The 19952-nt window shown below is 34.2% G+C and carries 17 protein-coding genes and 1 pseudogene; 17 read left to right on the top strand and 1 reads right to left on the bottom strand.

What is annotated here, in order from left to right:
- Window positions 1-126: 126 nt before the first annotated feature.
- From C8E03_RS02015 to C8E03_RS01935, 17 genes and pseudogenes are all read left to right on the top strand, one after another.
- Window positions 127-774 carry a redox-sensing transcriptional repressor Rex gene (locus C8E03_RS02015; RefSeq protein ID WP_094378128.1) on the top strand — a complete coding sequence of 216 codons (648 nt, stop codon included), beginning with the start codon at window positions 127-129 and terminating at the stop codon, window positions 772-774.
- Between the two features lie 40 nt (window positions 775-814).
- Window positions 815-1435 carry a hypothetical protein gene (locus C8E03_RS02010; RefSeq protein ID WP_094378129.1) on the top strand — a complete coding sequence of 207 codons (621 nt, stop codon included), beginning with the start codon at window positions 815-817 and terminating at the stop codon, window positions 1433-1435.
- A gap of 107 nt (window positions 1436-1542) precedes the next feature.
- Complete coding sequence (locus C8E03_RS02005) at window positions 1543-3018, top strand: NAD(P)H-hydrate dehydratase (protein ID WP_110290143.1); 1476 nt, start codon at window positions 1543-1545, stop codon at window positions 3016-3018.
- Between the two features lie 64 nt (window positions 3019-3082).
- A complete protein-coding gene (alr, locus tag C8E03_RS02000) occupies window positions 3083-4252 on the top strand; it encodes an alanine racemase (protein ID WP_110290142.1) in 1170 nt (389 codons plus the stop codon).
- A 96-nt stretch (window positions 4253-4348) separates the two neighbouring features.
- On the top strand, window positions 4349-4696 hold the full coding sequence (locus C8E03_RS01995; protein ID WP_094378132.1) for a type II toxin-antitoxin system PemK/MazF family toxin: 348 nt from the start codon (window positions 4349-4351) through the stop codon (window positions 4694-4696).
- Window positions 4697-4716: 20 nt separating this feature from the next.
- A complete protein-coding gene (locus C8E03_RS01990; protein WP_110290141.1) occupies window positions 4717-5994 on the top strand; it encodes a hemolysin family protein in 1278 nt (425 codons plus the stop codon).
- A gap of 4 nt (window positions 5995-5998) precedes the next feature.
- Window positions 5999-6184, top strand: a complete 186-nt coding sequence (locus C8E03_RS01985; protein WP_278321166.1) for an Ig-like domain-containing protein — start codon at window positions 5999-6001, stop codon at window positions 6182-6184.
- A 145-nt stretch (window positions 6185-6329) separates the two neighbouring features.
- Window positions 6330-7058, top strand: a complete 729-nt coding sequence (locus C8E03_RS01980) for a YebC/PmpR family DNA-binding transcriptional regulator (protein ID WP_094378135.1) — start codon at window positions 6330-6332, stop codon at window positions 7056-7058.
- 80 nt (window positions 7059-7138) lie between these two features.
- Window positions 7139-8077, top strand: coding sequence for a CFI-box-CTERM domain-containing protein (locus tag C8E03_RS01975; protein WP_094378136.1), 939 nt, complete (start codon window positions 7139-7141; stop codon window positions 8075-8077).
- Between the two features lie 87 nt (window positions 8078-8164).
- Window positions 8165-9388 (top strand): M16 family metallopeptidase, encoded by a 1224-nt coding sequence (locus C8E03_RS01970; protein ID WP_170122866.1) that lies wholly within the window; start codon window positions 8165-8167, stop codon window positions 9386-9388.
- 111 nt (window positions 9389-9499) lie between these two features.
- Window positions 9500-10342: pseudogene (locus C8E03_RS01965) on the top strand (O-acetylhomoserine aminocarboxypropyltransferase/cysteine synthase family protein); the annotation flags it as partial.
- A 97-nt stretch (window positions 10343-10439) separates the two neighbouring features.
- The gene (locus tag C8E03_RS01960; protein ID WP_094378139.1) at window positions 10440-11150 is read left to right on the top strand and encodes a ClpP family protease; all 711 of its coding nucleotides are present in this window, start codon (window positions 10440-10442) and stop codon (window positions 11148-11150) included.
- 342 nt (window positions 11151-11492) lie between these two features.
- Window positions 11493-12371 carry an undecaprenyl-diphosphate phosphatase gene (locus C8E03_RS01955; RefSeq protein ID WP_094378140.1) on the top strand — a complete coding sequence of 293 codons (879 nt, stop codon included), beginning with the start codon at window positions 11493-11495 and terminating at the stop codon, window positions 12369-12371.
- Between the two features lie 161 nt (window positions 12372-12532).
- Window positions 12533-15136, top strand: a complete 2604-nt coding sequence (locus C8E03_RS01950) for an FtsK/SpoIIIE family DNA translocase (protein ID WP_110290139.1) — start codon at window positions 12533-12535, stop codon at window positions 15134-15136.
- Between the two features lie 41 nt (window positions 15137-15177).
- Window positions 15178-16848, top strand: coding sequence for a formate--tetrahydrofolate ligase (locus C8E03_RS01945; protein ID WP_110290138.1), 1671 nt, complete (start codon window positions 15178-15180; stop codon window positions 16846-16848).
- Window positions 16849-16874: 26 nt separating this feature from the next.
- Window positions 16875-17717 (top strand): bifunctional methylenetetrahydrofolate dehydrogenase/methenyltetrahydrofolate cyclohydrolase FolD, encoded by an 843-nt coding sequence (gene folD, locus C8E03_RS01940; protein WP_094378143.1) that lies wholly within the window; start codon window positions 16875-16877, stop codon window positions 17715-17717.
- Window positions 17718-17733: 16 nt separating this feature from the next.
- Entirely contained in the window at window positions 17734-19179 is a 1446-nt protein-coding gene (locus C8E03_RS01935; RefSeq protein ID WP_170122865.1) for a tetratricopeptide repeat protein, read from the top strand.
- Window positions 19180-19304: 125 nt separating this feature from the next.
- On the opposite strand, the gene C8E03_RS01930 is transcribed toward C8E03_RS01935, so the two are convergent.
- Window positions 19305-19886: a xanthine phosphoribosyltransferase gene (locus C8E03_RS01930; RefSeq protein WP_094378145.1), complete on the bottom strand. Its 582-nt coding sequence runs from the start codon at window positions 19884-19886 to the stop codon at window positions 19305-19307.
- Window positions 19887-19952 lie beyond the last annotated feature (66 nt).

The raw sequence follows: 19952 nt of genomic DNA, 5'->3' as shown, positions 1-19952 counted from the left end.
ACAAATTTATTATAACATGATTAAATACAAAAAACTTTATATAAAATGTTAGAAGAATAACAAAAGATTGACATTAATTTGTCAGTTATATATAATTGAATATATGTTTAAATAGGAGGTTAGTTCGTGGAAGAGAAAGAAATTTCAAAAGCGGTTATTAAAAGACTGCCTAGATATTATAGATATTTGGGTGAATTACTAGAAAGCGGTGTTGAGAGAATCTCCTCAAATGAATTAAGTACAAAGATGAAAGTAACGGCATCTCAGATAAGACAGGATTTGAATAATTTTGGCGGATTCGGTCAGCAAGGCTATGGTTACAATGTAAAGCATCTTTATACAGAAATTGGTAAAATTTTAGGACTTGATCAAAATCATAATGTGATAATTATTGGTGCTGGCAATTTAGGTCAGGCAATTGCTAATTATGGAGCATTCGAGAAGAGAGGATTTATCATTAATGGGATTTTTGATGTTAATCCAAGATTACAAGGTGTTACCGTAAGAGGGATTGAGATTAGAATGATTGATGAACTGGAGCAATTTATTAAAGAAAATAATGTTCAGATCGCAGCATTAACCATTCCAAAGTCAAAGGCTGCTGAGATGGCAGATTTATTAATTGAGTATGGAGTAAAAGCAATTTGGAATTTTGCCCACACAGATTTAAATCTACCTGAAGAGGTTTTAGTTGAAAATGTACATTTGTCAGAGAGCTTAATGAGACTATCATATAATATAACACGATATGAGAAAGAACATTTTAAAGACTAAAATAATGATCAGCGCAAAGGAGAAAGCGGGGAGATACTGAGTGAAAGAGAAGAATTTAGATAAATTTGAAAGAGCGTTAGAAGGAAAAAAGGTACCTATTGTTACTTTGGACAATAAATGGTATCTGTTATTTGATAATAATTTGAAGACTTTCACGATGAATAGTTTAGAAAAAAAATTAAACAAGCTTTTGGGAAGACAGGGACAGTTATATAATGATCTAAAGGAAATGGAAGCTGCGAAGAAGACCTTAATGGATAAAATACTTGAGAACATGAATCCAAACGAGGATGAAGTATATGGCAATGTGAAGAATAAGAAGCTGGATGCAAGCCAAAAATTAATTAGGGATTTAAACAGCAAAATGATAGACAGTGAAAAAGAGTTGGAAGAATTGCCAAATACGATTGATACAGTTAATAAAATGTTGCTCATTGAAGGTATGCGTATTTGTTATAATACAATGAAGGATAATAAACTCAAGTTAACTGAAATTGACGAATGGATAGAAAAAGTTCGTATGCAGCTTAAGGAAAACGTAATAAGAAAACAAGAGATACAAGATGAGTCAAATCTAATGTATTCTTATATGCATGATATTTTAGGCTTTGAAATTGTAGATCTATTTGATATGTATAATGAGGCGTTACCGGAAGAATGATAGTAAGAATAGGAATAAATATAATTAAAAAACAACGCATTAATAAAGCCTGGTAAAAGAGGCTTTCTTTTTGCGTTGTTTTTATAAAATTGTAGGAGGTAAATGCAATGGAATATTTATTAACAAGTGATCAAATGAAGTTGTTAGATAACAATACGATTGACAAGATTGGTATTGCATCATCGGTTTTAATGGAAAAAGCGGCACTTAGTGTAGTGTCTGCAATTGATGAAGAATGCGCAAATGCCAAAAATATTCTGGTTGTCAGCGGAATTGGAAATAACGGTGGAGATGGAATCGCAATAGGAAGAATACTTCATTTACAGGGTAGACAGGTTCGGATCGTAGTTATAGGAGATAGGCAGCATTCTTCTCCTGAGACTAAGAAACAGATTGAGATTGCTGAAAAATATAATATTAAAATCTATAACACCTTTGACAAAAATGAATATAATGTAATAGTAGATAGTGTGTTTGGAATTGGTTTAACTCGTAGCGTAGAAGGTCAATACAAAAAGGCAATTCATTTTATTAATCAAGCGAAAGGTTTTAAGATAGCAGTCGATATCCCATCCGGCATATCTGCTGATACTGGTAAGATAATGGGGTGTGCAGTGAAAGCAGATTTAACTGTTGCGATTGCATATAAGAAATTAGGGCATGTCTTTTATCCGGGTGCACAATATTGTAATAGGATTAAAGTAGCAGATATAGGAGTTTATGGTGCCGATGAAATATGCTTTAATTTTTCTTATAATAAGAAAGATTTAGATAAACTACCGCAAAGATCAAATGATTCCAATAAAGGTACATTTGGAAAAGCACTTATTATTGCAGGAAGTAATAATATGTCAGGAGCGGCTTATTTAGCTTCATTAGCTGCTTATAAAATGGGATGTGGACTTGTAAGAATATTTACGCCACTCGAAAATCGGGAAATCTTACAGACTTTGATACCCGAGGCAGTTTTGACCACATATGATACAAAGCAGTTTAGTCATAAAAGCTTAGAAGATGCCATAGCATGGGCAGACGTAATTAACATAGGCCCGGGACTTGGCATGAGTGATATAGCAAAGCAGATTCTTGAAACAGTCCTAAAAAAACACAAATGTCCATTAGTAATTGATGCAGATGGTATAAATTTACTGGCAAAATATGAACAGTTACTAACCAAAAATCAAAAGAATATTATAATTACACCTCATATGAAAGAAATGTCAAGATTATCCAAGCGTAATATTAATGATATAAAAAATAATTTAATTGAAAATGCAACTGAAATGGCAAAAAAGTATAAGCTGATTTGTGTCTTAAAAGATTCAAGAACAATAGTTGCAGATTACAATAAAAAGGTATATATTAATCAGAGTGGAAATAATGGAATGGCAAAGGCAGGTTCTGGTGATGTTCTATCTGGGATTATAACTGGACTGTTGGCACAAAAAATGAAGCCTTTTGAAAGTGCCGCTCTAGGGGTATATATACATGGAGTTTCAGGTGATGAGGCATCTAATCTAAATGGATGCTATAGTACACTTGCAAGAGATATTGCAATGAATATTACAAGAGCTTTACACTAGTGTAAGGGCAGAGCCTTTATATCTACCAGAATAGGTGTATCATAAGACACGATTGGAGGTAATTATGGAGAAGTATAAAAGAGTATATGCAACTGTGAATCTGGATGCAATCGCATTTAATATACAACAAATGAAAGCAAATATAGATTCTGATACGCAGATTATTGCAGTGATTAAAGCAGATGGATATGGTCATGGAGCGGTACAGATTGCACATTTAATAGAAGAATATGATTATATTTGGGGTTTTGCTGTAGCTACAGCAGAGGAAGCTTTCATATTACGTAATCATAAGATAGCAAAACCAATTTTAATTTTAGGCTATGTGTTTCATGAGCATTACAAACAATTGATTCAAGAAGAGATACATCTTACTGTATTTACATTTGAGATGGCTAAAGAGCTTTCAGATATAGCAAAAGAGGTAAATAAAAAGGTTAAAGTTCATATTAAAATTGATACAGGTATGAGAAGAATTGGTTTTCAATGTAATTCTGACAGTCTTATGAAGATTAAAGATATAAGTAAATTATCAAATATTGAAATTGAGGCAGCATTCACACACTTTGCGAAGGCTGATGAAGCGGATAAAACTTCTGCAAATAGGCAACTTGATTTATATAAACAATTTGTAAGCGAAATAGAAGAAATGGGAGTGCCAATACCGATTAAGCATTGTTCAAACAGTGCAGGTATTATGGATATGAGGACTGCAAACATGGATGCTGTAAGGGCTGGTATTATTATTTATGGATTGTATCCGTCTAATGAGGTATCCACGGATAAGGTAATGCTTCGTCCGGCAATGGAATTAAAAAGTCATATTGTTCATATAAAAGAGATTCCTAAAGATTTTGGAATTAGTTATGGATGGACCTGGACAACAAATAAGACGACTAAGGTAGCAACCATACCGGTAGGATATGCAGATGGATATCCAAGAAGCCTTTCAAATCAAGGCTGGGTTTTGATTAAGGGACAAAAAGCTCCTATTCTAGGAAGAATTTGTATGGATCAATTTATGGTTGATGTTACAGAAATCGAAAATGTGCTGCCAAACGATGAAGTGACTTTGATAGGCAAAGATGGAGAATTATTGATAAGTGTGGAAGAAATAAGCGATATTTCAGGAAGATTTAATTATGAATTCGTTTGTGATATAGGAAAAAGAGTTCCAAGAGTTTTTTTGAAAAATAATAAAATCGTTGAAACAAAGGATTATTTTAACGAATAAAGTCGAAGAAAAATAATTACATTTTAGAATACGTCTGATGAATTGGTTAATAATAAAAGTAGATACATATACTACAATCATCGGAGTGTGAAAAAAGTGATTATTAAAAGAGGCGATATATTTTATGCAGACTTAAGGCCTGTAATAGGATCAGAACAAGGAGGAATAAGACCTGTACTGATAATTCAAAATGATGTGGGTAACAAGCATAGTCCCACTGTGATATGTGCAGCAATAACATCGAAAATGAATAAAGCAAAATTACCAACACATGTTGAAATAGACTCAAAAAAATATGCTATTGTTAAGGATTCTGTTATATTATTAGAACAATTAAGAACAATTGACAAAAAGAGACTTAAGGATAAAGTGTGCCACTTAGACAATGAAATACTGGAAAAAGTAGATAAAGCATTACTAATTAGTCTTGAGTTGAATACATAGAAAGGGATTTAAATTAAAGAATGACAAAGAACAGTCAGATTATTGGGATTATAGTTTTAGCTTTCTTGATATGTGTGGATGCATTATTATATGGTTTTGGATCGGCAATACAAGCAATAAACGAAAATACCGTAGAAAAAAGAGCAAAAGATGAAAAGGATAGACGATCTATTCTATTAAATCAAATGATTGATAACCCCGCGAATTTTATTAATACAATTCAAATTGTAATAAATCTGATTAGCATAATTTTTGGTGTTTTTATGACTAAACTATTTCAAAGACCAATATTAGCATTTATAATCATTTTCTATCTTGTACTTACATTAGGCATACAGATTCCCAAAAAGATTGGGAAAAAGTATTGTGAAAAATGGGCTTATAGTCTTGTATATTTTATAAATGCAATCATTATTTTATTGTTACCATTTACTGTAATAATTTCATACGGAACAAATTTAGTCTGTCGGATTTTTAGTATAACACCAAATGCCAATGAGGATGATGTGACAGAAGAAGAGATTATTTCCATGGTTCATGAAGTACATGAGCAGGGAGATCTTTTGGCCAGTGAGGCCGAAATGATTAATAATATTTTTGAGCTGGGTGATAAGGAAGCCAAAGATATCATGACTCATAGAAAAAATGTAGTTTCTGTCAATGGTAATGATACCGTGTCCGAAGCTTTAAAATATATGTTAAAGCAGAATTATTCAAGGTTTCCGGTATTTGAAGACGATTTGGATAATATTATAGGTCTGATTCATTTAAAGGATATATGCATAGCGTATTACGAGCATAAGGAATTAAGGGACAGACCAATTAAATTAATTAAAGGGATGTTAAGAGATGCAGTATTTATTCCTGAGACTAGAAATATTAATGTACTGTTTCAATCCATGCAGTTACAAAAAATACATATGGTTATCATAGCAGATGAATATGGACAAACTTCAGGGATTATTGCTATGGAAGATATTTTAGAAGAAATTGTAGGCAATATATTAGATGAGTACGATAAAGAGGATGCCATGGTAGTAAAGCAGTTGGATGGTTCATATTTGGTGGATGGCATGACCAATCTTGAAGATTTAGAAGAAATTCTTGAAATAGAGTTCGAAACAGATGACTGTGAAATCTTAAATGGATTTTTGATTACACAATTGGATAAAATACCTACAGAGGGCGAAAGCTTACTGGTGAATTATAAAAATTATACCTTTGAAGTAATCAAAGTTGAAAATAATATGATAAAATTAGTTAAAGTTACAAAAAACAATGTCGAAGCGATGATATAAATTACTGTATTATCTTTCTCTAAAAGTAGGTACTACAGCAACAATGCAGGCGGTTATATCACCAGCAATTGCTATTGACACAAGAATAACTTGGTCGTCATCAGATAATCAGGTTGCCGTGGTTGATACCAATGGTTTGATTATCATAACCAAAGTAGGCAGATATCTTATAATATTCTTCTTGAAATAGTGTTAAAACGGTGTTAAAATTATGAAATATAGTGCGCATCAGCACTGTAATTAGTTTAGAATCATGATGTATGCTTACGCAGATCGTCTAATAGCTTAACAGAAAGCTGTTAGTTTGCAGTACATAAGGAAAAGGAGTTTAGTTCATGTCAGGACATTCAAAGTTTGCAAATATTAAACATAAAAAAGAAAAAAATGATTCAGCAAAAGGTAAAGTTTTTACCATTATTGGAAGGGAAATAGCAGTAGCAGTTAAGGAGGGAGGACCGGATGTTAATAATAATAGCAGACTAAGAGATATAGTTGCTAAAGCAAAGGCTAACAACATGCCGAATGATACAATTGACCGTGGAATAAAAAAAGCTGCAGGCGATATCAATTCAGTAAGTTATGAAGTAGTCACTTATGAAGGTTATGGTCCAAGTGGTACCGCCATTATTGTCGATGCATTAACTGATAACAAAAACAGAACGGCTGCCAATGTCAGAAGCGCATTTACAAAAGGAAAAGGAAGTATTGGAACGCAAGGCTGTGTCTCTTTTATGTTTGATCAGAAAGGACAAATAATTATTGATAAAGAGGAATGTAAAATGGATTCCGATGAGCTTATGATGCTCGCTTTAGATGCCGGTGCAGAAGATTTTAATGAAGAGGAAGACAGCTTTGAGATAACAACAGTACCTGAGGATTTTTCAAAAGTTAGACAAAGCTTGGAAGAATCAGGTATTCCTATGGTTGAGGCTGAGATTACTATGATTCCTCAGACATGGGTAGAATTAACAGATGAGACGGCAATTGCTAATTTACAAAAGACTCTGGATTTACTGGATATGGATGATGATGTGCAGGCAGTATACCATAATTGGGATGAATAAATATTATTTAATGAAAGATGTGGAAGAAGAAGTTTCCATCTGCCACATGTGCGTAAAAAGTTGCACGAATGGAGGAAATCATGAACTTTAAAGAAGGTAAATGTCCAAAATGTCTTGGTATACTTCAAGTGCCAGAAGACAGGGATAAAATAATTTGCATGTATTGTGGGGAGAAGCTTAAGGTTGCCGAACTATTAAAACAAGACGATAATCAAGCTTCAGTAATGCAAGAGTTGAAAAAACCGGCAGATTATGATAAGTATTTACAAATAGGAATGGAAAGACTTCCTAAGCTTTTAACAGAAATTGATAATCCATTGGTAGCCTTTAAAAAGGATCGGTATGAGCAGTTTTTTAACCAGATATATCAGGCAAATTCAGACCTGCTTGAAGCAATTGAACAAGTCTGTCTTTTTGCACAAGATAAAGAAGAAACAATGCAGCAAATAGCTCTTAATCTGGTAAATAAGGCAACATTAAGTATTGATGCTATCCCAAAGAAGGGTGCAAAAGAGCAAAAACTCATGGACTATAATTTGAGTCTTGCAGTTTATGTAATTCCGGTTATATTAAAATATAAAAACAGAACATTAGAAATTCTGGCAGATAAAATATTAGAGGAATGGAAAAATAAATTTCCAAAAACGAATGTTGGAAAATCCGATTATGAAAACATTAATAAGGGTTTTCGTAAAAAACTGTGCTATATAACAACAGCAGTATGCGAAACATTAGGTAAAGGTGATGATTGTTATGAATTGACTCTTTTAAGAAATTACCGTGATAATTTCTTAATGAGCCAAGATGACGGTGAGGAGATTATAAGCGAATATTACAATATTGCACCGACAATAGTTAAGAGAATTAACAAGCTATCTAATTCAAGTGAAATCTACCATGCTGTATGGGAAAATTATTTAAATCCCTGCGTTCGGTTAATAGAAGAAGATAGAAATACAGAATGCAAAAAAGTTTATTATAAAATGGTAAAAGATTTGCAACAAGAATATTGTCATTAAAGGGACCGTTGGCAAAGCGCTTTCGGTCGCTTTTTCTAAATGGATAAGAACGTTTTTGTTGGTAACAAAATTTGGAAGGAATTATTTATGATAAATTGCTTTAAGTTATCGAACCATATCAAGGTTGTATGTGAACCAATGCCATATCTTCGCTCTGTATCACTGGGGATATGGGTGAAAGCGGGATCGGTTAACGAGTCATTAGAATTAAACGGAATATCCCATGTCATAGAACACATGCTTTTTAAAGGAACAAAAACAAAAAGTGCAAAAGAAATTGCAGATATAACCACCAGTCTGGGAGGTAATTTAAATGCTTTTACCAGTAAGGAATATACTTCTTATTATATATGTACACTGGATAAGCATTTAGACGCCAGTATTGAATTGCTAAGTGATATGCTAATCAATTCTACTATTAGCAACAAGGACATAGAAAAGGAAAAAAGTGTAATATTAGATGAAATAGACATGTACGAGGATTCACCGGAAGAAATGGTTCATGAGGTATTACAGCAATATGTCTGGAAAGACAATTCTCATGGATATATTATATCAGGTGATAAAGATACAGTAAAAAGTTTTACAAAAGCTCAGATTATAAATTTTAAGAATTATTACTATACCGGAGAAAATATAGTAATATCAGTTGCGGGAAGCTTTGAACAGGACAGATTAATCGATAAGCTGGAGAGATTCTTTGGACAAATTCCTTTGAAAGGAAGTTCAAATGCACCGTTAGCGCCTATTTTCACGAGGTGCGATTATCAAAAAAATAAAGATATAGAGCAGGCACATCTGAATATTGCATATGAGGCTATTTCGGCTCTTTCTCCCAAGCGTTATGCATTTTCTATTGTAAATTCTGTGTTGGGCGGCAGTGTTAATTCCAGATTGTTTCAAAGAATAAGAGAAGAAGAGGGAATGGTATATTCGATTTACTCCTATCAAAGTTCCTATGACCAATGTGGCCTGTTTCAAATTTATGCGGCAATGAATCCTGGTTTAATCAATGCTGTTTTAGATGAAATATATGCTACAATAGATGAATTTGTAAAGATGAAGATTTCTAATTCGGAATTAAATAATGCGAGAGAAGAAATCAAAACAGAACTTATTATTAATGCAGAGAGTACGCAGTGCAGAATGGAAAATAACGCCAAATCACTATTACAGTTTGATAAAATTATTTCAATGGATGAAACCATTAAGGCGCTGGATATGGTTACTGTGGATGATACGGCACTGATTATTGATCAATATATAAGAAATATGAAACCTGCGACTGCGATTATTGGAAAGCTAGATTAGTTTAATAGTAATAATATGAATTTGGCACAATTACGTGTATACAAGGAGGAATTTATTATGAATGATAATTACAAACGAGAAACCATATGTATTCAGTCGGGTTGGCATCCCAAGGCAGTATTTGCTGAGTCAGTATCGAATCCGACTTTAGTTATTCTTGATATAGAAAAATTTGCAAACCTTGCACATAGTCATGGAGTACCGTTAATTATTGATAATACCTTTGCAACGCCAATCAACTGCAGACCATTTGAATGGGGTGCAGATATTGTTACTCATTCTACGACAAAATATATGGATGGGCATGCAGTCAGTGTCGGAGGGTGTATTGTTGACAGCGGTAATTTTGACTGGCTTGCACATGCAGATAAATTTCCGGGTCTTACTACGCCGGATGAATCTTATCATGGTATTGTATATGCTGAGAAATTTGGTAAGGGGGCTTACATAACTAAAGCAACCTCACAGCTTATGCGTGATTTGGGAGCAATTCAATCACCACAAAATGCATTTTTGCTAAACATTGGATTAGAAACGTTGCATTTAAGAGTGCCAAGGCATTGTGAAAATGCGCAAAAGGTAGCTGAATATTTAGAAAAGAAAGAGGAGGTTGCATGGGTTAATTATGCCGGACTTCCAAGTAATAAATATTATTCACTGGCCAGGAAGTATATGCCGGATGGAGTTTGTGGAGTAATTTCCTTTGGACTCAAGGGAGGAAGACAAGCTTCAACCAAAATGATGGATCAGTTTAAGCTTGTGTCTATTGTTACACATGTGGCTGATGCGCGAACTTCGGTATTACATCCGGCAAGTCATACGCATCGCCAGATGAGTGATGAACAGTTGATAGCTGCTGGTGTGGCACCTGATTTAATTCGATTGTCTGTAGGTATTGAAAATGTAGAGGATATTATTGAAGATTTAGAGCAGGCAATATCAAAATTAAAATAATATTGAATCGAATAAAAATAAAATAATCCTCCATAATAAAGGATAATAAGAACAAAATGCATTTTAACGAGTTCTTTAAATTATGGAGGATTATTTTATGGGAAATAAAGAAAATGAAAAAGTAGAAGAAGAAGTTCAGGAAAAGAAAGACGAAAAAATAAAGGCAACAGGCCAATTAACTTTAGACAAAAATAAAAATAATTATAGAATTCATTTATTAAGTATAATTGGTGAAGTGGAAGGACATGAATGTCTTCCACCCAATACAAAAACGACGAAGTATGAGCATGTATTGCCTACCATGGCTTCTATTGAAGACAGTGATGAGGTAGATGGAGTACTCATTATTATAAATACTGTTGGAGGAGATGTGGAAAGTGGTCTTGCAATTGCAGAAATGATATCATCGCTTAGTAAGCCCACAGTTTCCCTTGTGCTTGGAGGTAGTCATTCAATTGGCGTTCCGCTTGCTGTGGCTACTGATTATTCTTTTATAGTTCCAACCGGAACTATGATAATCCATCCTGTGCGGGTAAATGGACTGGTTATCGGAGTTCCCCAAACTTTCGATTATTTTAAAATAATCCAAGACAGAATTCTTAATTTTATAGTAAATCATTGTAAGACAAGTGAAAAAAGATTAGAAAAACTAATGATGGAAACAGGAATACTGACTAAGGATGTTGGAACTATTCTTGTAGGTAAGGAAGCTGTTTATGAGGGACTGATTGATGAAGTCGGTGGTATTAAGGATGCATTAAAGAAGCTTTATGAAATGATTGATTCTTATAAGATTCAGAATAAATAGGAACAGAACGGACAAGTCAGCATCAGCGGTCAAATCCCTCACACATGAGGGACTTGACCGCTTTGCCGCGCAAAATGCTGTTACGCAGTGACATTTTCTCCTTGCATTCGTACGCATTGTGTTTTTATTTCATAGGAATCAAACTTTTTACTTAACAACAAGGTCTTTTCTATGAAATAAAAACAGAGGGTTTCCTAAAGCTGTAAGCGATAGGAAACCTTTTAAGTTGTGTATTGTATTAACATAAGTAATGACATTTTTATAGTTAAATGATATAATAAAGATTGAGAAAGATAAAGCAAACATATGTTTGTGCGTTTAAAACACACAGGAGGAGAAACAATGTCACTTTTTCAAGCAATTTTAATGGGGATTATACAAGGAATCACAGAGTTTTTACCTATTAGCAGTTCAGGACATTTAGCTATTTTTAAAGAATTGTTTAAAGTGAACTTAGAGACAGGTATTCTGTTTGATATATTACTGCATTTGGGCACATTGGTAGCTGTTTTTATAGTTTACTTTAAAGACATTAAGAAATTAATAATAGAGGGATTTTGTATACTTGGAGACTGTATTATTAATTTAAGAATATTTTTTTACAATAAAATACGTAAAGAGGAAATGCCTTACAGACTTGTGATTCGTAACTCTTACAGGAAGTTTGTTATGCTTGTAATCGTATCAACTGTACCGACGGCTATTATAGGTTACGCAGCTAAAGACTTGGTGGAAGCAGTATCAGAAATTTTAATCGTACCTGGTGTTTGCTTGATTATAACAAGTATATTATTGTTTATTGCAGACAAATATAATGAGGGAACAAAAACACCAAAATATGTATCCTATAATAATGCGTTTATTATAGGTATTTGCCAGGGGATTGCGACACTGCCGGGAATTTCACGCTCGGGAACAACAATAACAGCATGTCTGGTGAGTGGGTTTGATCGAAAATTCGCAGTAAAATACTCCTTTATAATGTCTATTCCCGCAATACTGGGAGCGGCTGTTTTGGAACTGAAAGATGTAGGCAAAATGACATTTACCGCAGGAGAAATTATTAATTACTCAATAGGCGCAATTGTTGCTGCTGTTGTAGGATATATTAGTATTAAAATAATGTTGGTTGTAGTTCGAAATAAGAAATTTAAAATCTTTGCCATTTATTGTTTACTGGTTGGTATTACAGCATGCATCGGGTATTTCCTTTATATTTGAGAAATTTTGAATTTTAAAATTAAAAAAGGGACTACGACAGTATATAATTTTTCACGCTACACGCAACTGATACATTGGCGGTTTGCGGATAGAAGTATGCTGTGCGTATTCTGTTTTGATGCGCTAAGCTGGAAGAAGATTAAAACTTGGGAGGCAGTATAATGAGTTCAAGTACTAACAAAAAAGTAACTACATCGCGAAAGAAAAAAAATACATATAATAAAAACAGAAAAGGTACTAATAAAAAAACAAATAAGACACAAGATGATAATAGTTTTATCAAGGCAGAGGTGGTTTTATTATTAGTATTGGCATTTTCAATAATACTATTGATTAGTAATTTTGAATTAGGGGGAAGTGTTGGCAGCTATATTAGTAGTATGGTATTTGGTGTATTTGGATTAATGGCATATGTGTTACCCTTTGCATTATTTTTTGGCTGCGGTCTATTTTTATCAAATAGGCATAATACTAAGGTTGTAGTAAAAATAATTGCTGGAATCATGTTATTTCTATTTATTTGTGTATTAACACAGTTAATAAGCCAAGCTTATAAATGGTCTAATACCTTACAAGAATATTATAATTATTCTTCTATAAACAAGAGTGCAGGAGGTGCAGTTGGAGGAATTTTATGCAACCTGTTTTCCTCAGCTTTTGGTATTGCAGGTGCTTATATTTTAGATATTACATTAATTATAATTTCTTTGGTTATCATTACGGAAAGATCATTTTTTAAAAGTGTGAAGAAAAGCAGCAATAAGGTTTATACTACTGCTGTTGCTGGAAATGAAAGATTAAAGGAACGTGCGCAGCAAAGGCACATTGAGGCAGAGAATAGACGTATTAATAAGCGTGTGGAAGGTGTATGTGTAAACACCTCAATTGATACCAAAAATAAGACTGCCAAGCAGGATATTCACGAAATAACAATGGATTTTATTCCTGATCCTAATTTAGCAAGTCTTCATATTGAACGAGCTGAGTTAAACGCAAATGCTTTGGAACAGAAAGAGACAGTTACAACAATATGTGATACAAGTATTCCCTTTTATGAGTTACCTGAAACTTCTGAGCAGGAAGAAGAACCAAGCATTCTGAAAGCGGATACTTTGATAAAGGAAAAGCCAATAAACAATCCAGAAGAAACAAATACCTCCTTAGAGAAAGAAGCATTGGAAGTGATAAAAGCAGCACCGGATATGAAGCAGGAGCACACGAGTGATGGAGAAGCCTTTTTACAGGAAACTCTGATTAATAATAAGGAAGTTGCTGCAAGCGTACAGATAAAAGAAAGAGAGTATATATTTCCTCCAATTGAGTTACTAAAACGAGGTTCTTTGAAAGGAACCGGTGATACGGATGGACATCTACGTGAAACGGCGAATAAATTGCAGCAAACGTTACAAAATTTCGGAGTTCGGGTTAATGTAACTAATATTAGCTGCGGACCAACGGTTACTCGTTATGAATTACAGCCTGAAATGGGTGTTAAAGTAAGCAAAATAGTCAGTTTATCTGATGATATAAAGCTTAACCTGGCGGCGGCAGATATTCGAATTGAAGCTCCCATTCCAGGTAAAGCTGCTGTTGGAATAGAAGTTCCGAATAAAGAAAACAGTACGGTAATGCTTCGAGAGCTGTTAGAAACGAAAGAGTTTAAAAAACACTCATCCAATATTGCATTTGCTGCCGGTAAAGATATCAGTGGACATACTGTAGTTACAGATATTGCTAAAATGCCTCATTTATTAATAGCTGGATCGACAGGTTCGGGAAAATCGGTATGCATTAATACTTTAATCATGAGCATTTTATATAAGGCAAAGCCTGATGATGTGAAGCTTATTATGATTGATCCTAAGGTGGTAGAGCTTAGTGTTTATAATGGTATTCCACATTTGTTTATTCCGGTAGTAACTGATCCCAAAAAAGCGGCAGGAGCACTTAATTGGGCAGTAGCCGAAATGAGCACAAGATATAAGAAGTTTGCCGATTTAAATGTAAGAGATTTAAAAGGATATAATGAAAAAATTACTTTAATTGAAAATATTGAAGATGAGAATAAACCTGAAAAACTTCCTCAGATTGTAATTATTGTAGATGAGCTTGCTGATTTAATGATGGTAGCACCGGGTGAGGTGGAGGATTCAATCTGTCGTCTGGCTCAGCTTGCAAGAGCCGCAGGAATCCATTTGATTATAGCAACACAGCGGCCTAGCGTTAATGTTATAACAGGTTTGATTAAGGCAAATATGCCTTCTAGAATAGCTTTTGCTGTTTCATCTGGAGTAGACTCCAGAACAATTATTGATATGAATGGTGCGGAAAAGCTTCTTGGTAAAGGAGATATGTTATTTTACCCTCAGGGTTATCAAAAGCCTGTGCGTGTACAAGGTGCATTTGTATCTGATAAAGAAGTAAGCGACGTTGTAGACTTTTTAACCACTCAACATGGTGTTGCTGAGTATAACATGGATATAGAAGCAACCATTACGACGGCAGTACAGCCAGGAGCAGATGCAGGTAATACAGGTTCAGAGCGAGATACGTATTTTGTAGATGCTGGCAAGTTTATAATAGAAAAGGAAAAAGCATCCATTGGTATGCTGCAAAGGGTATTTAAGGTAGGCTTTAACCGAGCCGCCAGAATCATGGATCAGCTTTGTGAAGCTGGTGTAGTTGGCGAAGAAGAAGGTACAAAGCCTCGGAAAGTTTTAATGACTATAGAAGAATTTGAACAATTTATTGACGAAAGCCTATAAGCTGTGGTAAAAATATTTCAAAACCTTAAGGAGGAAGCAGAATGAAAACGGATATTCAGATTGCACAAGATGCACAAATGATTCATATTAAGGATATTGCGCAAAAATTAGATATTATGGAGGATGAATTAGAATTATATGGTAAGTATAAAGCTAAATTATCGGATGATTTATGGGATAGAGTAAAAGGTAATAAAGATGGTAAGCTGGTGTTAGTAACTGCAATCAATCCAACACCTGCCGGTGAGGGTAAGACGACAACAACAGTAGGCCTTGGACAAGCATTAGGCCAGTTAAATAAAAAAGCAGTAATAGCACTAAGAGAGCCATCTTTAGGACCGTGTTTTGGTATTAAGGGTGGAGCTGCCGGAGGTGGTTATGCACAGGTGGTTCCGATGGAAGATTTAAATCTGCATTTTACTGGTGATTTCCATGCAATAACTTCTGCGAATAATCTACTGGCAGCACTGCTTGATAATCATATACAGCAAGGAAATGAGCTTAATATTGATACCAGACAAATTATTTGGAAACGTTGTGTTGATATGAATGACAGGGTTTTGCGAAATGTTGTGGTTGGTCTTGGTGATAAAATGGATGGAGTAGTAAGAGAAGATCACTTTGTTATTACCGTGGCTTCTGAAATTATGGCTATTCTTTGCCTTGCAAAGAATAGGAAAGATTTAAAAAAGAGACTAGGAAGTATTATTGTAGCATATAATTATAATGGTGAACCTGTAACTGCGAATGATTTACAGGCTACCGGTGCGATGGCCGCACTCCTAAAAGATGCAATGAAGCCTAATTTGATACAGACCTTAGAACATACTCCTGCTATTGTTCATGGCGGTCCATTTGCCAATATTGCTCATGGGTGTAATAGTGTAATTGCAACCAAGACTGCACTTAAGCTTGCGGATATTGTAGTGACAGAAGCGGGCTTTGGTGCTGATTTGGGCGCCGAGAAATTCTTTGATATTAAGTGTCGTAAGGCAGATTTAAAGCCTGATGCAGTTGTTTTAGTAGCAACGGTACGTGCACTTAAATATAATGGAGGAGTTGCAAAGCAAGATTTAGCGGTAGAAAATCTGGAGGCATTAAAAAAGGGAATCGTGAATCTGGAGAAGCATATTGAAAACCTTCAAAAATATCAAGTTCCGATTATTGTAACACTAAATTCTTTTATTACGGATACGCAGGAAGAGTATAAATTTATCAAAGACTTCTGCGAACATAAGGGTTGTGAATTTGCATTGTCCAAAGTGTGGGAATTAGGTGGAGCTGGCGGAATTGATTTAGCTAATAAGGTAATTGAAACCTTAGAGAATAAAAAGAGTAACTTTAGCCCATTGTATGAGGATGATTTATCCTTAAAGGATAAAATATATAAGGTTGCATCTGAAATTTATGGTGCTTCTCATGTTATTTATGCGCCGGCTGCTGAGAAAGCAATAAAGCGTATTGAAGAGATGGGATTTGGACAGTTACCTGTATGCATGGCTAAAAATCAATATTCATTGTCTGATGATGCCACTTTGCTCGGAAGACCGACTGACTTTGATATTAATGTAAGAGATATCTATGTATCTGCCGGAGCAGGCTTTGTAGTAGTGCTAACAGGAGCTATTATGACAATGCCAGGACTTCCTAAAAAACCGGCAGCGAATAATATTGATGTAGATGACAATGGAGTAATTACCGGACTATTCTAATGATATAGGCAGAGAGGAACACAAATATGACACAAATAATTGATGGCAAGATTATATCGAAGCAAATTAAAGATGAGCTAAAGCAAACCGTAGATAAATTAAAAACCGAGAATAAAGAAATTACATTAGCTGTGATCCAGGTTGGAAATGATCCTGCATCTTCTGTCTATGTAAATAATAAGAAAAAAGCATGTGCATATATTGGAATCAATTCACTTTCCTATGAATTAGAAGAAAAGGTTAAAGAAACTGAATTGTTGGAATTAATTTATGATTTGAATGACAATCCAATAGTAAATGGAATTTTAGTTCAATTACCATTACCGTCACATATTAACGAAGATAAAATAATCAATGCCATTACTCCGATGAAAGATGTAGATGGCTTTCATCCACAAAATGTAGGAGCCATGTGTATAGGGGGACAAGGATTTGTTTCTTGCACGCCTGCTGGAGTGATTCAATTATTAAAGCGTTCTCAGATTGAAATTGCCGGAAAAGAGTGTGTAGTTGTTGGCAGGAGTAATATTGTAGGTAAGCCAATGTCTTTATTGCTTTTAAAAGAAAATGGTACTGTAACAATCGCTCATTCCAAAACGAAAGATTTAAAGGAAGTGACAAAACGAGCCGATATTTTAGTCGTTGCAGTTGGTAAACCTAAATTCATAACTAATGAGTATGTGAAAGAAGGTGCAGTTGTAATTGATGTTGGTATTCACCGTGATGATAATAATAAATTATGTGGTGATGTAGATTATGAAGCAGTTTATAATAAAGTGAGTGCAATCACACCTGTACCTGGAGGGGTTGGTCCTATGACAATAGCTATGTTAATGAATAATTGTGTAGTATCAGCATTAAATTTTTAGAAATGAGGAAATGATTATGGTTTGCACTAAATGTGGTGCTGAACTAAAGGATACAGATTTATTTTGTCTAAATTGCGGCGAGGAAGTTCGAATCGTTCCAGACTATAGTCCGGTTGAGGAATTAGTCATACAAAATCTTGCAGAAGCCCAGCAAAACGAAATAACATTTGAGAATGCAAAGGAAGCAATATCTGAGAAAGTAATAATAAATAAAAATACCAAAAAAGCAAAACCGAAACCGAAAGATAAGAAACCAAAGACACCTAATGAAAAATGTAATCGTAAGAGCAATCATAGTCTGTCACTCATGATTGCTGCTTTTGTTATACTTGTTATAGTAGTAGCTGTATTATGGAATTTACATAAACACTCATTTGAATATCAATATAATCAGGCTATAAAGAATGTAGATAGTGATAATTATGCAGCTGCTTATGATTATTTATCTGATGCATTAAAAAAAGATGACAGTAATATTAATGCGCGTTTATTAATGGCGTCTGTATACCTGGAGCTTGGAAAAACAGAAGAAGCAATCTCATTGTTAAAAGAAACATTGAAAATGGATCAGACGAATGAGGAAGCCGCAAAACAACTGCTTGAAGTCTATTCGGAATATAACTATACGGATGAATTAACTGAATACAGTTTACAGCTAAAAGGAACTCATCTCGCTGAGGCATTAGGCGATTTTTATGAAAACAGACCGGTTTTTAGTATAGATGGTGGAATTTATGATAAATACATTTCGGTTGAATTAACTTCAAAAGAAAATAGTGATATCTATTATACTGTTGATGGGTCAAAGCCAAATAACTCTGCTATAAAATATTCAGGGCAGATCAGACTGCGTGGTGGTACAACTCAAATCAGAGCAGTTGCTATTAATGAATCAGGAGATTTAAGTTTGGAAACAATTCAAGAATATACGGTCAACTCTACTGTACCTGATAACCCAGTTATCAAACCAGCTTCAGGAGTATATTCAACCCCTATTTCAATTAATATAATAGTACCTGATAAATGTAAGGTGTATTATACTTGGGATGGAACTGAGCCGACAGAAAAATCAAATCTTTATTCAAAACCATTGGATATGCCAATCGGACAACATACATTATCGGTTGTGGCTATTGATGAAAATGGCATTACAAGCAATACGATTCAAAGCAATTATGATTTGGAATTTGAAACTCATTTTACAGTTGATCAGGCTTATGAAATTATAATACAAAGACTCGGTGGTGAGCTTGTTGATGATAAGGGAGCTTTTGATTTAGAGTGTAGTTCTGCAATTGAAATTGGAGGGTATAATCTTTATGTTTTTGATAAAGTTTACGGTACCGATGATAACGGCAATAAGATATATGGAACAGAAAAGTTTACTTTTGACGTATTAACCGCTGAGACCTTTTATACAATCCGAAATGCGGCAGGGGGTTATGATTTAACTCCATTTTAAAGCGGAAGATACAAAAATCTTCCGCTAAGGATGTTAACTTTTTCGACACCCCTTTAAAATTTAGGGCTACCGTTATAAATTTTATTTACTGGTTGATAAATGTTGGTTACAAAAGTAATCTTTGATTAGTTCTCTTGTTTTTTAAATTGGATGATTCCACCTTTAAGAGATTCAATTCTTGCCAAAGAATAAACCTCAATCATAGCTTCGTTTAATTTATTTCGACCTGCTTGAAAAGATTTCTCAATTAAAATTCCAACGCCTGCAATGGTGGCATTTCCTTTCCTGACAAGTCGGATTGCACCTGTAGATGCTTCACCGTTTGCAAGAAAATCATCAATTATAAGTACATGGTCGTTCTCTGATATATGTGATTTTGATACCGTTAGCTCGTAACTGGAGCCTTTGGTAAAAGAAACTACCTCTGTATGAAATAAATCGGTTTTCATTACGTTGGACGGAGATTTTTTCATAATAATTAATGGTACGCCAAGTGCCAATGCAGTCATAAGTGCAGGTGATATTCCTGAACTTTCAATAGTAGCAACTTTTGTAATGCCTCTATCCTTAAAATATTCGGCAAATTCTTCTCCGATTTCTTTCATCAGCTTTGGATCGACTTGATGATTAATAAATCCATCAACTTTCAATATTTCATCGTTTAAAACCACACTTTCGTTAAGAATTTTATCCTCTAACAGCTTCATAGCAATCACCTCACATGTTATTATTACAATATATGTCTAATAAGATATTATATTGTTAAAAAAATT

Source organism: Lachnotalea glycerini (genome assembly GCF_003201285.1).
In the GTDB taxonomy this organism is placed as follows: domain Bacteria; phylum Bacillota; class Clostridia; order Lachnospirales; family Lachnospiraceae; genus Lachnotalea; species Lachnotalea glycerini.
The sequence above is the reverse complement of the archived record's forward strand: the minus strand, read 5'-3'. Positions and strand labels throughout refer to the sequence as shown.

Excerpts from the sequence above, each read along its gene's own strand:
- C8E03_RS01960 (WP_094378139.1), top strand. The coding sequence starts at position 10,440 with ATGGGAAATAAAGAAAATGAAAAAGTAGAAGAAGAAGTTCAGGAAAAG.
- C8E03_RS01930 (WP_094378145.1), bottom strand. The coding sequence starts at position 19,886 with ATGAAGCTGTTAGAGGATAAAATTCTTAACGAAAGTGTGGTTTTAAAC.
- C8E03_RS01990 (WP_110290141.1), top strand. The coding sequence starts at position 4,717 with ATGACAAAGAACAGTCAGATTATTGGGATTATAGTTTTAGCTTTCTTG.
- C8E03_RS01970 (WP_170122866.1), top strand. The coding sequence starts at position 8,165 with ATGATAAATTGCTTTAAGTTATCGAACCATATCAAGGTTGTATGTGAA.
- C8E03_RS01955 (WP_094378140.1), top strand. The coding sequence starts at position 11,493 with ATGTCACTTTTTCAAGCAATTTTAATGGGGATTATACAAGGAATCACA.
- C8E03_RS01950 (WP_110290139.1), top strand. The coding sequence starts at position 12,533 with ATGAGTTCAAGTACTAACAAAAAAGTAACTACATCGCGAAAGAAAAAA.
- C8E03_RS02005 (WP_110290143.1), top strand. The coding sequence starts at position 1,543 with ATGGAATATTTATTAACAAGTGATCAAATGAAGTTGTTAGATAACAAT.
- C8E03_RS01935 (WP_170122865.1), top strand. The coding sequence starts at position 17,734 with ATGGTTTGCACTAAATGTGGTGCTGAACTAAAGGATACAGATTTATTT.
- C8E03_RS01945 (WP_110290138.1), top strand. The coding sequence starts at position 15,178 with ATGAAAACGGATATTCAGATTGCACAAGATGCACAAATGATTCATATT.
- C8E03_RS01975 (WP_094378136.1), top strand. The coding sequence starts at position 7,139 with ATGAACTTTAAAGAAGGTAAATGTCCAAAATGTCTTGGTATACTTCAA.
- C8E03_RS01980 (WP_094378135.1), top strand. The coding sequence starts at position 6,330 with ATGTCAGGACATTCAAAGTTTGCAAATATTAAACATAAAAAAGAAAAA.
- alr (WP_110290142.1), top strand. The coding sequence starts at position 3,083 with ATGGAGAAGTATAAAAGAGTATATGCAACTGTGAATCTGGATGCAATC.
- folD (WP_094378143.1), top strand. The coding sequence starts at position 16,875 with ATGACACAAATAATTGATGGCAAGATTATATCGAAGCAAATTAAAGAT.